At 65.2% G+C, this 14,612-nt stretch carries 13 protein-coding genes; 2 read left to right on the top strand and 11 right to left on the bottom strand.

The window, feature by feature from the left end:
• Positions 1-104 precede the first annotated feature (104 nt).
• From BLR24_RS13525 to glpD, 11 genes are all read right to left on the bottom strand, one after another.
• Complete coding sequence (locus BLR24_RS13525) at positions 105-1,085, bottom strand: BtrH-related acyltransferase DarH (RefSeq protein WP_093017619.1); 981 nt, start codon at positions 1,083-1,085, stop codon at positions 105-107.
• Positions 1,082-1,480: a DarG family dialkylresorcinol biosynthesis protein gene (locus tag BLR24_RS13520; RefSeq protein WP_093017617.1), complete on the bottom strand. Its 399-nt coding sequence runs from the start codon at positions 1,478-1,480 to the stop codon at positions 1,082-1,084. The genes BLR24_RS13525 and BLR24_RS13520 overlap by 4 nt, the downstream gene beginning before the upstream one ends.
• A gap of 2 nt (positions 1,481-1,482) precedes the next feature.
• Entirely contained in the window at positions 1,483-2,616 is a 1,134-nt protein-coding gene (locus BLR24_RS13515; RefSeq protein WP_093017615.1) for a beta-ketoacyl-ACP synthase III, read from the bottom strand.
• Positions 2,606-3,586, bottom strand: coding sequence for a hypothetical protein (locus BLR24_RS13510; RefSeq protein ID WP_093017613.1), 981 nt, complete (start codon positions 3,584-3,586; stop codon positions 2,606-2,608). Before BLR24_RS13510 ends, BLR24_RS13515 begins: the two co-directional genes overlap by 11 nt.
• A 161-nt stretch (positions 3,587-3,747) precedes the next feature.
• Complete coding sequence (locus tag BLR24_RS13505) at positions 3,748-5,478, bottom strand: ABC transporter substrate-binding protein (RefSeq protein WP_093017611.1); 1,731 nt, start codon at positions 5,476-5,478, stop codon at positions 3,748-3,750.
• Positions 5,479-5,575: 97 nt separating this feature from the next.
• Positions 5,576-5,884: a DUF2160 domain-containing protein gene (locus BLR24_RS13500; RefSeq protein WP_055805411.1), complete on the bottom strand. Its 309-nt coding sequence runs from the start codon at positions 5,882-5,884 to the stop codon at positions 5,576-5,578.
• Positions 5,885-6,013: 129 nt separating this feature from the next.
• Positions 6,014-6,826 (bottom strand): carbohydrate ABC transporter permease, encoded by an 813-nt coding sequence (locus tag BLR24_RS13490; RefSeq protein ID WP_093018229.1) that lies wholly within the window; start codon positions 6,824-6,826, stop codon positions 6,014-6,016.
• 72 nt (positions 6,827-6,898) lie between these two features.
• On the bottom strand, positions 6,899-7,789 hold the full coding sequence (locus BLR24_RS13485; protein WP_093017607.1) for a carbohydrate ABC transporter permease: 891 nt from the start codon (positions 7,787-7,789) through the stop codon (positions 6,899-6,901).
• Positions 7,790-8,009: 220 nt separating this feature from the next.
• The gene (locus BLR24_RS13480) at positions 8,010-9,080 is read right to left on the bottom strand and encodes an ABC transporter ATP-binding protein (protein WP_093017605.1); all 1,071 of its coding nucleotides are present in this window, start codon (positions 9,078-9,080) and stop codon (positions 8,010-8,012) included.
• 10 nt (positions 9,081-9,090) lie between these two features.
• A complete protein-coding gene (locus BLR24_RS13475) occupies positions 9,091-10,164 on the bottom strand; it encodes an ABC transporter ATP-binding protein (protein WP_093017603.1) in 1,074 nt (357 codons plus the stop codon).
• Entirely contained in the window at positions 10,164-11,837 is a 1,674-nt protein-coding gene (gene glpD, locus BLR24_RS13470; RefSeq protein ID WP_093017602.1) for a glycerol-3-phosphate dehydrogenase, read from the bottom strand. Before glpD ends, BLR24_RS13475 begins: the two co-directional genes overlap by 1 nt.
• Positions 11,838-11,958: 121 nt before the next feature.
• On the opposite strand from glpD, the gene BLR24_RS13465 reads away from it, so the two are divergent.
• Both BLR24_RS13465 and glpK read left to right on the top strand, forming a co-directional pair.
• Positions 11,959-12,726, top strand: coding sequence for a DeoR/GlpR family DNA-binding transcription regulator (locus BLR24_RS13465; protein ID WP_093017600.1), 768 nt, complete (start codon positions 11,959-11,961; stop codon positions 12,724-12,726).
• Between the two features lie 369 nt (positions 12,727-13,095).
• Positions 13,096-14,589, top strand: coding sequence for a glycerol kinase GlpK (gene glpK, locus BLR24_RS13460; protein ID WP_093017598.1), 1,494 nt, complete (start codon positions 13,096-13,098; stop codon positions 14,587-14,589).
• The last annotated feature ends 23 nt before the right edge of the window (positions 14,590-14,612 follow it).

Here is a 14,612-nt window from a genome sequence, read left to right as displayed (position 1 = left end):
CGCGGAGGGGAGTACCCGGTGGCCTGTGCACGCGCCCTGAACAGCAGCGCCCTGAACAGCGCCCATCAAAGACGGCATAACGAACAGAAGAACAAGGCGTCATCTCAAGCAACAGCAGCCTTCAGGTCGCGAAAGAACGTTTCCTCCTGCTGCGCCTGCTCACGCAGACGCTCGGCCAGCGCCGCCGGATCGACCGGCTCGCGCCCCTTCACCATGCGCGCTGCCTTGAGTGCAAAGGCGCGCCAGCCGTCGCCGATGGCGATGAGCCGTTCGGACATCTGCTGCAGCTGCGGTTTGTCGAGCAACTGCGCCGCCTCCTGCAGGAAGCCCGCATAGATGAAACGGAAACCCGCCCCACCCGTGCCGATTTCTTCCTGCATGCGCACCACGTGGCCGATGAAATCGACGCTGCGTGGATCGGCCGGCGACAGCTTCTGCATGCGCTTGGCCAGCGTGCGCATGCCACGCACGCCGACGATGGGAACGGGCGCGAGCATGTTTCGCACGGTCTTGCGGATGGCCTTTGTCACCGATGCCGCGTCGACCGTCTTGCGCTCGATCGACTGCGGGTAGTACATGAGGCCCTTGGGCGCGAGCACGCCCTTGGCGAAGCGCGCACGCGAAAGGTCGGCGCTGGCGCAGCGCACCGGCTCTTCGAACACCGGATCGCTGATCAGGTAGTCGTCGCCGTCCTTGCCGTAGACCAGCAGGTTGTGCGCATTGAAGTGAAAGCGCATGTTGGGCGGAAAGTAAGGCAGCCAGTAGACCGAGGTCTGCAGCCCCACAATCTGCCCGCCCGCCAGCAGCGCGTCGAGACGCTGGGCACCGGCCTCTGGGCTGCGGAAGGTCTCGAAGCGGAAGCGCGCGGCCATGGGCGCCAGCAAGCCTTTGATGATGGCCTTGGGCGGCATGCGGTACGAGATGAGCGGCAGGCCCGACAGCTTGATGAACGGCAGGTACGCGAACGACAGCGCCGACGACAGACCGAGCGCCATGCTCTCTGTCATGGGCACCCCGTGGTGGCGCATCAGGTTCGAGATGACGCCGCTTTCGCAATGCGCCGCTTGCTGGTGTTCGAAGTTCACGACGGCAGGCCTTGCAAGGTGGAAACGGGCAGGCCCAGCGCCTCCGAATAGCGCGCCATGTGCTTTTGCGACAGCGCTGCGAAGTGCTTGGGCTGCAGGTGACGCCGCACGCGCCATTGCCAGAAGCCGCTGGTCTGCGAGAGCAGCGCCACGTCCATGCGGCGTTCGTACATCCAGTATTCGAGCGGCGACGCGAGCCCCTGGGCCACGCGCTCCTTGGCCGCCTGCGCCTGCACGATGAGCACGTCGACCGCATGGCTGGTGACGATTTCTTCCGCCTCCCAGCCGCGCGACCGGGTGGTCACGACCCGGCCTTGCGCGTCGCGCGCGTACATGAGCTTGGCGTGGCCATCGAGGGTGGCGTTGCCTTCTTGGGGAACGGCGTCAAGATCCATGGCTAGACTGCTTCCATATAGATGAAGCCGCTCGAGAAGCGGCCGCTTTCGGGCACGAACATCAGCAGCTTGTGGCCGGGTTCGATGCGGCCCGAACGGAACAACTCGTCGAGCATGATGTAGGGCGACGCCGATCCGGTATTGCCCTTGCTCGCGAGGTTGCTGAACCAGCGTTCGCGCGGAATCGCGAAGCCCATCGATTCGAGGCAGCGACTTACGGGCTCGACGAAATAGCTGGACGACAGGTGCGGCAGGAACCAGTCGACGTCGGACGCCTTCAAGCCGCGCTTCTCGACGATGGCCGCCAGCGGCTCGCCCAGCGTGGCGCGCACGATGTTCTCGTTGAGCAGGCGCACGTCCTGCTTGACGGCGAAAGTCGACTCTCGCTGCCAGTCCTCCGGCGCGGTGCGCGCCCAGCCGTCCAGCCCACCTTCGGCATTCTTGTCGGCGCCCGCATACATGCACACCGGCAGCTCGTGCGCGGCGGACGACAGGTCGATCCATTCCACGCGCAGCGACAGCGGGCCGCGGGGCTCGCGCTCGAGCAGCACGGCGCCCGCGCCGTCGGACAGCATCCAGCGCAGGAAGTCCTTTTCAAAGGCGAGTTCGGGACGCTCCTCCAGCGCTTCGAGCTTGTGTTCGAGTTCGGCCTCGAACCGGGAGCCGCGCATCACGGCCGAGGCCAGTTCGGAGCCGGTGGCCACCGCGCGGCGCGCATCGCCCGCGCGCACCGACAGCCACGCATGCTTGAGCGCCGTGGTGCCCGCAAGACAGATGCCCGCGCAAGCCACCACTTCGAGCCGCGGCCAGCCGAGCTCGCCATGCACCATCACCGCGTGGTTGGGCATGAGCTGGTCCGGCAGCGAAGTGCCGGTGGCGAGGCAATCCACTGGCCCGATGTCGCCCAGTGCCCGGATGGCCGAAGCGGTCAGCTGCGCATTGTTCATGGCGAGCTGCCCCGTGCTCCGGTCGATGGCGTAATGACGCGACTGGATGCCGTTGCTGCGAAGAATCAGCCGACGTGCGCGCGACGCCTTGCCTCCGATCCGACCGAGAACGTCTTCGATGTCTTCATTGCTGACCGGGGAAAAGGGCAGAAAGGCGGCAGTGCGGGTCAGAAAGACATCAGTCGTCATAGAGGGGGGAACGATCCGTGGCCGAGCCCGAGGGGCGCTCGAAGTGAGCCGTCATTTTAGTCAGCCACCCCTTGAACAAAGGCCGCAGCAGCGCCTGCAGCGTCAAGCTCACGGGCACGACCGTGACAATCAGCACAAGGAGGAAGACCACGTAGAGCAGCAGCAACGGCTTGCGCTGCCATGCACCGGGCCGCCCCGCTCCCATGATCAGTTTTCCCCAAAGAAAAAAGCTTCGCGTGCCGGCTTTTTCGCTGATCAGGAGCCGGGCATCGGCCCGCACCGCACCCAGGCCCGCGAGCAGCGGCTGCGATCCGCGCTCGAGGTCCTTGTGCAGCGCCTCGCGCAGCGCGCGGCCGAAGCGGCCCGCGCCCTGGACCTGTTCGGCGCTGAGGCCGGCGTCGGGCATGCCCCAGAACCCGCGCTTGCGACCCCAGATGAGCCAGGCCGGCGTGGTGAAGAAAGTGGCCAGCGTCGGGCCGGGGTCGGTCAGCACCACGTTGTCGACCAGGCGCGCGCCCACGGCATCGAGCAGTCCCTTGAGCTTCTCGTGCGCCAGCAGCCACATGTTGCGGCAGGCGATGACCGTGACGACGGGCTTGCCCCGGAGCAGGCGGCTTGCCAGCGGATGCTTGAGAAAGGCGGTAATCGGCTGCGACGGCGCCAGGAACCAGATCTGGTACGGCAGGATGACGAGATCGAAGTCTTCGTCACCGGTGAGTGAGAGGGGCGCGAGCGGAGCCGGCTTCAGGTGGGCCGATTCCGGAAAAGCGTCGAAGAAGGTCAGGAACGGCCAGGGAAACGGAAAATCCGCCTGCGGGCGCAGCGTTTCGACGTGCACCGAGATCTGCGGATCGGCCCGGAGCGGCGCAACGATCTGGTCGGCAACACTGCCGAGCTGGCCGGTCTGCGAATAGTGAATCACCAGGACACGTTTGGGGCGCGCGGCGGGGATGGAAATGCTTGAGGTCACTTGCTGGGGCTGAGCGGGGGCCGTCGAATGTAAGCCAAGCGTCGCACTGGCGCATCTGCCATTGGTCATGCCGTCGCGCCGACCCCACGGATGGGGACGAAAAAAAAGGCCGCACCCTTCGGCGCGGCCCTCATCGGCTGTTCTGCAAGAAACGCAGGCGGTCAGCGCACCTTGCCTTCCTTCCAGGCCGCCAGCATCTTGCTGTACTCGATGGTCTCGCCCTTGGGCTTTTCGTTGGCCAGCTTCTTCCACGGCGCGTTCTTGTCGCTCAGCCACTTGTTGGGATCGCCCTTGGCGTTGAGCTTGGGCGCGCAATGGGCCATGCCAGCGCGCTCGAGGCGGGCCATCACGTTGTCCATCTCGTCGGCCAGGTTGTCCATCGCCTTCTGCGGGGTCTTCTCGCCCGTCACGGCCTCGGCCACGTTCTTCCACCAGAGCTGCGCGAGCTTCGGATAGTCGGGCACGTTGGTACCGGTAGGCGTCCATGCCACGCGGGCCGGGCTGCGGTAGAACTCGACCAGGCCGCCGAGCTTGGGCGCCAGGTCGGTCATGGCCTTGCTCTGGATATCCGACTCGCGGATCGGCGTGAGACCGACGATGGTCTTCTTGAGCGACACGCTCTTGGCCGTGACGAACTGGGCGTAGAGCCAGGCTGCGGCGGTCTTGTTGGCGTCGTGGGCACTGAAGAAGGTCCACGAACCCACGTCCTGGTAGCCGTTCTGCATGCCCTGCTTCCAGTACGGGCCGTTCGGGCCCGGGGCCATGCGCCACTTGGGCGTGCCGTCGGCATTGACCACCGGCAGGCCCGGCTTGGTCATGTCGGCCGTGAAGGCCGTGTACCAGAAGATCTGTTGCGCGATCTGGCCCTGGGCCGGCACCGGACCAGCTTCGCCGAAGGTCATGCCCGTGGCTTCCTTGGGCGCGTACTTCTTCATCCAGTCGATGTACTTGGTGAGCGCATAGACCGCGGCCGGCGAATTGGTGGCGCCGCCGCGCGAGACCGAGGCGCCCACCGGAGTGCACTTGTCGTCGCCCACGCGGATGCCCCATTCGTCCACCGGCATGCCGTTTGGAATTCCGATGTCCGCAGTGCCTGCCATCGAGAGCCAGGCATCGGTGAAGCGCCAGCCGAGCGACGGGTCTTTCTTGCCGTAGTCCATGTGGCCGTAGATCGGCTTGCCGTCGATGGTCTTCACGTCGACGCTGAAGAACTCCGCGATGTCCTCGTAGGCGCTCCAGTTGAGCGGCACGCCCAGGTCATAGCCGTACTTGGCCTTGAATTTGTCCTTCAGGTCCTTGCGGTCGAACAGGTCGGCGCGGAACCAGTAGAGATTGGCGAACTGCTGGTCGGGCAACTGGTAGAGCTTCTTGTCCGGCCCCGTCGTGAAGCTGGTGCCGATGAAGTCCTTGATGTCCAGACCCGGATTGGTCCATTCCTTGCCCGTCCCGGCCATGTAGTCGGTCAGGTTCATGATCTTGCCGTAGCGGTAGTGCGTACCGATCAGGTCGGAGTCGGAGATCCAGCCGTCGTAGATCGACTTGCCCGACTGCATCGAGGTCTGCAGCTTCTCGACCACGTCGCCTTCCTGGATCAGGTCGTGCTTGACCTTGATGCCGGTGATTTCCTCGAAGGCCTTGGCCAGCGTCTTGGACTCGTACTCGTGCGTGGTGATGGTTTCCGACACCACCGAAATCTCCTTGACGCCCTTCGCCTGGAGCTTCTTGGCGGCATCGATGAACCACTTCAACTCTGCGGTTTGCTGATCCTTGGTCAGGGTCGACGGCTGGAATTCGCTGTCGATCCACTTCTTGGCTTCGGCTTCGCCTGCCGAAGCGCTCTGCGCGGCGAACATCGCCGCTGCCAGTGCCAATGCCGTATAGCGCATCTTCATGAGTCTGTCTCCTCGGTTGAAAGCTTCCCCGGTTCTTTCGATCGCGGCTCCGGGGAGGCAGAGAGCCGGTCGCGTCTGAAAACGAATCTTTGTGGCGCTAGCCCTTGCGCATTACCAGCGCCAGGAGAAACATCGACAGCACGAAGCTGATCCAGATCGAGGGCTCGGCCTGCAGGCCCAGCCATTCCTGGAACTTGCCGGCCAGGCCGATGAAGACCAGGTTGAAATAGGCCGCCGAAAGCAGCCCGATGAAAAGCCGATCGCCGCGCGTCGTGGCAATGGGCAGCCAGCCGCGCCGCATCGTGGTGGGCGACTTGAACTCCCACACCGTCATGCCGACCAGCATGAGCGCGATGCAGGTGAAGAAAACCGCCACGGGGGTGGTCCAGACCATCCAATCGAACATTTCTCAACTCCTTTTCTTTTCTTGCCCCTTCCCCTCCCGGGGGAAGGTTGGGATGGGGGCATCGGCGCTCGATGGAAACGCCGCTTGCCCTCACCCCTGCCCTCTCCCGGAAGGAGAGGGAGCCAATACCTACACCCGCCCCATCGCAAAGCCTTTTGCGATGTAGTGCCGCACGAACCAGATCACGATCGCGCCCGGCACGATGGTGAGCACGCCCGCCGCGGCCAGCGTGGCCCAATCCATGCCCGAGGCGCTCACCGTGCGCGTCATGGTCGCCACGATGGGCTTCGCGTTCACGCTGGTCAGCGTACGGGCCAGCAGCAGCTCGACCCAGCTGAACATGAAGCAGAAGAACGCCGCCACGCCCACGCCGGCCTTGATGAGCGGCAGGAAAATCCGCACGAAGAAGCGCGGGAACGAATAGCCGTCGATGTACGCCGTCTCGTCGATCTCGCGCGGAATGCCGCTCATGAAGCCTTCGAGAATCCACACCGCCAGCGGCACGTTGAACAAAAGGTGTGCCAGCGCCACGCCCAGATGCGTGTCCATCAGGCCCACGGTGCTGTACAGCTGGAAGAACGGCAGCAAAAACACCGCGGGCGGCGTCATCCGGTTGGTTAAGAGCCAGAAGAACACGTGCTTGTCGCCCAGGAACGAATAGCGCGAGAACGCATAGGCCGCCGGCAGAGCCACGGTGAGCGAGATCACCGTGTTGATCGCCACGTAGATCAGGCTGTTGATGTAGCCCGAGTACCACGACTCGTCGGTGAAGATGCGCGCGTAGTTGGCCCAGGTGAGCTCGTGGGGGAAGAACGAGAAGCTCGAGACGATCTCCTCGTTCGTCTTGAAGCTCATGTTGACCATCCAATAGATGGGCAACAGCGCGAACAGGATGTACAGCGCCAGGAAGATGCTGCGCTTGTGGAACCGCTTTTCAGACATGTTGACCCCCTTGGCGCTGTGCGCCGTCCCCCCGAGGGGGAGCATCCGCCTTGAGGCGGCTCGGCGACGGATTCATTGCTCTTTCTCCACTTCTTGCGTGCCGACCCGCTGCATCCAGTTGTAGAGCACGAAGCAGAACAAGAGAATGATGAGGAAGTAGATCAGCGAGAAAGCTGCCGCTGGCCCCAGGTCGAACTGGCCCACGGCCTTCTGCGTGAGGTACTGGCTCAGGAAGGTGGTGGCATTGCCAGGCCCGCCGCCCGTCAGCACGAAGGGCTCGGTGTAGATCATGAAGCTGTCCATGAAGCGCAGCAGCACCGCAATCATGAGCACGCCGCGCATCTTGGGCAGCTGGATGTAGCGGAACACCGCGAACTTGCTGGCGCCGTCGATGCGCGCCGCCTGGTAGTAGGCGTCGGGAATCGAACGCAGGCCGGCAAAGCACAAGAGCGCCACCAGCGGCGTCCAGTGCCACACGTCCATCACAAGCACCGTGAGCCAGGCGTCCGCCGCGCTGCCGGTGTAGTTGTAGTCGACGCCCAGTTTCTGCAGCGCGTGGCCCAGGAGGCCGATGTCGGCACGGCCGTAGATCTGCCAGATGGTGCCGACCACGTTCCACGGAATGAGCAGCGACAGCGCCACCACCACCAGTACCGCGGAAGACTTCCAGCCCTTGGCCGGCATCGACAAGGCAAGGCAGATGCCCAGCGGAATCTCGACCAGCAACACCGAGAGCGAGAAGCCCAGTTGGCGCCACAGCGCCTGGTGCAGCTCGTCGTCGCGCATCACCGAGGCGAACCATTCGGTGCCGACGAACACGCGCCGCTCGGGCGAAATGATGTCCTGCACCGAGTAGTTGACCACCGTCATCAGCGGCACGATGGCCGAAAAGGCCACGCAGATCAGCACCGGCAGCACGAGCCACCAGGCCTTTTGATTGATGGGCTTGTTGGTAGCGTTCATGGTGTTGCTCCTTCCCCCTCTGGGGCTGAGGGCTGCGGCTTTAGTTCCGCCTGCGCGGAACTGGACAGCCCGAAGAGCGGCAGCCTCTGGCTGCCTGCACCGAGGTTGGGATGGGGGCGGGCAGAGCGCGCAATGGATGCGCCGCTTGCCCCCACCCCGGCCCTCCCCCGGAAGGGGAGGGAGAAAGACAAAGGCACGGAGCGGTTTGCAATCGAGACGTTCATGCCACCAGCTCCTCGTCCTTGTAATAGCAGGTGTGACTGTCGAGCACCCGCAACCACACGGTGTTGCCCACCGCCGGCGGCTCGTCGTCCGAATGCAGCCGCACCTTGATCACGCTGCCATCGACTTGCGCGCTCAACATGGCATGCGTGCCGACGTCCTGCACCTGCTTCACCACGGCGGGCACGGCACCGGCGGCGCCCGCGTTCGAAAGGCGCAGATACTCCGGCCGGATGCCGATCTTGAGCGCGCCCAGCGGCAGCTCGCGCGTGGGCACGAGCGGCGTGCCCGCCACTTCGAGCGCGCCATGCGCGCTGTTCGCCGAAAGAAAGTTCATGCCCGGCGAGCCGATGAAGTGGCCGACGAAGGTATGCGCGGGACGCTCGAATAGCGCCTCGGCACTGCCCACTTGCACGGCCTTGCCGCGTGTCATCACCACCACCTCTTCGGCGAAGGTGAGTGCTTCGATCTGGTCGTGCGTGACGTAGATCAGCGTGAGCTTGAGTTCGCGGTGAATCTGCTTGAGCTTGCGGCGCAGCTGCCACTTGAGGTGCGGGTCGATCACCGTCAGCGGCTCGTCGAACAGCACGGCCGACACGTCGCTGCGCACCAGCCCGCGGCCGAGCGAAATCTTCTGCTTGGCATCGGCCGCGAGGCCCGCCGCGCGGTGGTTGAGCTGGCCGCTCATGTCGAGCATCTCGGCGATCTCGCCCACGCGCTTCTTGATCTGGTCCTCTGGCACCTTGCGGTTGCGAAGCGGGAACGCGAGGTTCTCGGCCACCGTCATGGTGTCGTAGATCACCGGAAACTGGAACACCTGTGCGATGTTGCGCTCCTGCGGCGTGGCGCGGGTCATGTCGCGGCCGTCGAACGTCACCGTGCCCTGCGAAGGCACGAGCAAGCCGGAGATGATGTTGAGCATGGTGGTCTTGCCGCAGCCCGAGGGGCCGAGCAAGGCGTAGGCGCCGCCGTCGCGAAAGCTCATCTTGAGCGGCAGCAGCGCATAGTCGCTGTCCTGCGTCGGGTTGGGGCGGTAGGCGTGAGCCAGGTCGAGATCGATGCGTGCCATAGCGAGGGTCCTAGTTTCCTTTGCGCCATGCCGGCGCGAGCGCCAGCCTTTCGCCGGCATCGAACACATAGGCTTGCGACGCGCTGAAGTACAGCGTGATCGGCGTGCCCAATTCGAAACGGTGCACCCCGGTGAGCTGCGCCACCAGTTCGCCGACCGCCGTGTCCACGTGCACGAAGGTGTCGGAGCCCGAGATTTCGGCCAGCTCCACCTTGCCGGGCATGGCGATGTCGCCCTCCCCCGCCCCGACGTTCAATGCGCTTGCGCGCAGGCCGACCGTGACCGCACCCGAAATGTTTTCGGGCACGGCCAGTGCCAGTGCCGGGCCGCCGGCCAGTTGCACGCGGCCCGCAGTGGCCGTGCCGGGCAGCAGGTTCATTGGCGGATCGCTGAATGCGCGCGCAACGCGCAGCGATTGCGGCGCATGGAACACTTCGGCGGTGGGGCCGTACTGCAGCAGTTCGCCAGCATCCATCACGGCCGTGTAGCCGCCGAGCAGCAGCGCCTCGCCGGGTTCGGTGGTGGCGTAGATCACTGTCGAATCGCCGGTGGCGAACAGCTGCGTGAGTTCTTCGCGCAGGCCTTCGCGAAGCTTGTAGTCGAGGTTTACCAGCGGCTCGTCGAGTAGCATCAGCGGCGCGTTCTTGGCCAGCGCGCGCGCCAGTGCCACGCGCTGCTGCTGCCCGCCCGACAGCTCGGCGGGCAGGCGGTCGAGAAACATGCCGATGTGCAGCTTGTCGGCCAGCGCCTTCACGCGCGCATCGATGTTCTTCTCGCCGCGCAGCTTGAGCGGCGAGGCGATGTTGTCGGCCACCTTGAGCGACGGATAGTTGATGAACTGCTGGTACACCATGGCCACGTTGCGCTCGCGCACCGGCATGCCGGTCACGTCCTTGCCGTCGACCAGCACCTTGCCCGTGCTGGGCGTGTCCAGCCCAGCCATCAGGCGCATCAGGCTGGTCTTGCCGGCCTGGGTGGCGCCCAGCAGCACGGTGACCGCACCGCTCCTGGGCGCAATGCTCTGCTCGTAGAGCCAGGTTTGCGCGCCGACCTTCTTGGTGACGCGCTCCAGAGTCAATTGCATCAGCGCTTCCCGTTGATCATGTAGAGGTTGTTCTTTGCGCCCGCCTGCAGCCAGTCGGCCACCTGCTGGCGCTCTTCGGCCGTGTAGCGCAGGCCGAGCTTCGACCGGCGCCAGAGCACGTCGTCGGCGCTCATGGCCCATTCCTGTTCTTGCAGAAAGCGCAGTTCGCGCTCGTGAAGGCCCGGAGCGACGGCGTCGCCCATGTCGGCCATCGCCTCTGCATCGCCCAGCAGTTCGGCCACGCGTGCGCCATAGGCGCGTGCCAACCGCCGCGCGAGCTTGGCATCGAGCCATGGATAGCGGGCCTGCACCGCGGCCACGAAGCGTTCGAAATCGTCGTCAGGCCGCGTGGCGGCGCCGATCCATGCGGAGAGGTCGCCGCCAGCCAGGAAGGCACCGTCGGTCCAGGGCGGGCGCTGCGCGCTCGACTGGCCGAGCATCTTGCCGACCTCGTCGGCCGCGTCTTCGGCCAGCTTGCGGAAAGTCGTGATCTTGCCGCCCCACACCGACAAGAGCGGCGCCGCCGCGGTGTTCGACTCGAGCATGTAGTCGCGCGTAACGGCGGACGGGTCGCCCGACGCATCGTCGAGCAGCGGGCGCACGCCCGAATAGGTCCAGACCACGTCGGCCGGCTTGATCGGCTTGTCGAAATAGCGGCTCGCCTGCATGCAGAGATACGCAATCTCTTCCTCGGCAATGCGCGCCGCGCCGGGATCGTCGCCGTTCAGCTCGATGTCGGTGGTGCCGATCAGCGTGAACTCGTCCTGGTAGGGAATCGCGAAGATGATCCGCTTGTCAGGGTTCTGGAAGATGTAGGCATGGTCGTGCTCGAACAGGCGCGGCACCACGATGTGGCTGCCCTTGACCAGCCGCAGATGCCGGGTGGCCAAAGTCTCGCCTTTGGCCGATTGCGCCACGCCGCGCAGGAACGATTCGGCCCACGGGCCCGCGGCATTGACCACGGCGCGGGCGCGCACCACGCGAATGCCGCCGTCGGCGCCTTCGAGCGTGGCGGTCCAGCCGTCGGCGTCGCGCTGCGCATGAACACAGCGGGTGCGCGTGAGCACCTCGGCGCCGCGCGCCCTGGCATCGATGGCGTTGAGCACCACCAGCCGCGCATCGTCGACCCAGCCGTCGGAATAGACAAAACCGCGCTTGAACTGCGGCTTGAGCGGCGCGCCGGCCGCGTGGCTGCGCAAGTCGATGCTGCGCGAGCCCGGCAGCACTTCGCGCTTGGCGAGGTGGTCATACATGAACAGGCCGATGCGGATCATCCAGGCCGGCCGCATCGACGGGTCATGCGGCATCACGAAGCGCAGCGGCCACATGATGTGCGGCGCGCTCTTGAGCAGCACCTCGCGCTCCTGCAGCGCCTTGCGCACGAGCGAGAACTCGTAGTACTCCAGATAGCGCAGCCCGCCGTGGATGAGCTTGGTCGACGAGGAAGACGTGTGCGACGCGAGGTCGTCCTTTTCGCACAGCACCACGCGCCAGCCCCGGCCCGCCAGGTCGCGCGCAATGCCGCAGCCGTTGATGCCGCCGCCGACGATCAGCACGTCGCAATCGGTTGCCGGCAGAGGCGAATTGGAGGAGAAATCGCTCACAGGAAATGGGCCCGTTGATTCGTGACTTTGATCACAGAAGGGCGCCATTGTATTTTCGCGTCTTTTCATTTGGGTTCCTTTCGACGCGATTTTCCTCCGAGTTTTCCCTTAGAAATCTTCGTTTTCTTTCGCTTTAAAGTGGCACGGCCTGTACTCTCCCGAGAGTCTTCACGTTCTTTACGACGCCCCTGTGAACTCCAATCCGCGCCAGATCAACCTTCTCGATACCGTGCGCACGCGCGGCTCCGTCACCGTCGAGCAGCTGGCCGACATGCTGGGCGTCACGCTGCAAACGGTGCGGCGCGACGTGCAGCGGCTGGCCGACGAAGGCTTGCTCACGCGCTTTCACGGCGGCGTGCGCGTGCCGAGTTCCACCACCGAGAACATCGGCTACCAGCAGCGCGAAACGCTTCATGCCGAAGGCAAGGCGCGCATCGCGCGGCGCGTGGCCGAACTGGTGCCCAACGACTGCTCGCTGATCCTCAACATCGGCACCACCACCGAAGCCATTGCCAAGGCGCTGCTGCGGCACACCGGCCTGCGCGTGATCACCAACAACCTGAACGTGGCGACCATCCTGAGCGGCAACACCTCGTGCGAGGTGATCGTGGCGGGCGGGTCGGTGCGGCCGCGCGACCGCGCGATCGTGGGCGAGGCCACGATCGATTTCATCCGCCAGTTCAAGGTCGACATCGCGCTGATCGGCGTGTCGAGCATCGAGGCCGACGGGTCGCTGCGCGACTTCGATCTGCGCGAAGTGAAAGTGGCGCAGACCATCATTGCGCAGGCTCGGGAGGTGTGGCTCGCGGCGGATGCGAGCAAATTCAACCGGCCGGCGATGATCCAGCTGGGTACGCTCTCGCAGATCGACAGGCTGTTCACCGATGCGGAGCCGCCGCCCCCCTTTGCCGACCTGCTGCATGCGGCGCAGGTTCGGCTTGAGATTGCGCGCGGTTGAGATGAGAGTTCGTCGTCTTGTTCATCGCCGCCGGGGTCATTCAGGGCGCGCTCCCGCCGACGGGGTACCTTTCTCCGCGAATGTCCCCCGGCCTGCGGCCTCCTCCTTTATTTCGCTGCGCAAGGCACCCCATCGACGGGATCGTTGCTCGGGGCGGTGGTTGATCGAGCGAAACAACCGTAGCGCTTGGTGTGCACAGGGCGCCGGGTACTCCCCGCAGCGAAATAAAGGAGGAGCCGAAGGCGGGGGACATTCGCGGAGGGGAGTACCCGGTGGCCTGTGCACGCACCCTGAACAAGTGCCCCGAACGAGACAACAGCGCCAAGAACACAAAACAAGCATGACCAGACTCCGAGGAACACCAAAGCCATGACCTACCTGCTCGCCCTCGACCAAGGCACCTCCAGTTCGCGCAGCATCGTGTTCGACCGCGAAGGCCATATCGTCGCCATCGCGCAGAAGGAGCTCACGCAGATCTACCCGCAACCCGGCTGGGTCGAGCACGACCCCATGGAGATCTGGCACAGCCAGTTGGCCACCGCGCGCGAAGTGCTCGCCAAGGCCAAGCTCCAGCCCGCGGACATCCATGCCATTGGCATTACCAACCAGCGCGAGACCACCGTGCTGTGGAACCGCAAGACCGGCCAGCCTGTGCACCACGCCATCGTGTGGCAAGACCGGCGCGCCGAGCCGCTTTGCGCAAAGCTGCGCGAAGAAGGCATGACCGACACCATCCAGGAGAAAACCGGGCTGGTTATCGATGCGTATTTTTCCGGCACCAAGCTTCGCTGGCTGCTAGACAACGTGCCCGGCGCGCGTGCAGACGCCGAGCGCGGCGAACTCGCCTTCGGCACCGTCGACAGCTGGCTCATGTGGCAGCTCACCGGCGGCAAGGTGCACGTGACCGACGTGAGCAACGCTTCTCGCACGATGCTCTTCAACGTGCACCGCAACGAGTGGGATGCAGACCTTCTCAAGGCGCTCGACATTCCCGCCGGGCTCATGCCCACCGTGCAGCCCTCGAGCTCGCACTTTGCCGATACCGATGCCGCGCTGCTCGGCCGCGCACTGCCCATCGGCGGCGTGGCCGGCGACCAGCAGAGCGCCCTCTTCGGGCAGGCCTGCTTCGCAGCCGGCATGGCCAAGAACACCTACGGCACCGGCTGCTTTCTCTTGATGCACACGGGCGCGGCGTTCCAGCCCTCGCACAACGGCCTGCTCGTGACCAGCGCCGCGCAGACCGATGCCACACCGCAGTACGCCATGGAAGGCAGCGTCTTCGTCGGTGGCGCCGTGGTGCAGTGGCTGCGCGACGGCCTCAAGGCCATCAAGGGCAGCGCCGAAGTGCAGTCGCTCGCCGAGAGCGTGCCCGACGCGGGCGGCGTGATGATGGTGCCAGCCTTCACCGGCCTCGGAGCGCCCTACTGGAACGCCGATGCACGCGGCACCATCACCGGCCTCACGCGAGGAACCACCGTGGCCCACATCGCGCGCGCTGCGCTCGAAAGCATCGCCTACCAGAGCGCCGCGCTGCTGCAAGCCATGAGCCGCGATGCTGTCGCCGCCGGTGGCACGCCGGTGGCCGAACTGCGCGTGGATGGCGGCGCCAGCGTGAACGACCTGCTGATGCAGTTCCAGGCCGACCTGCTCGGTATTCCCGTGGTGCGGCCCGAAGTGATCGAGACCACCGCGTTGGGCGCCGCCTACCTCGCGGGCCTCTCGACCGGCGTCTACAGCGACGCGCGCCAGCTCTCGAAGCTGTGGAAGGTGGAGCGGCGCTTCATGCCGACCATGGGCCGCGCGCAAGCCGAGGAATCGATGGCCCGCTGGGAGCGGGCGGTGCGGCAAGCCACCGCCACCTGAGGCGCCTCGGCTCGCGGTTCTTT

Source organism: Variovorax sp. OV700 (assembly GCF_900099805.1).
In the GTDB taxonomy this organism is placed as follows: domain Bacteria; phylum Pseudomonadota; class Gammaproteobacteria; order Burkholderiales; family Burkholderiaceae_C; genus Variovorax.
This window is presented reverse-complemented; position numbering and strand designations above follow the sequence as displayed.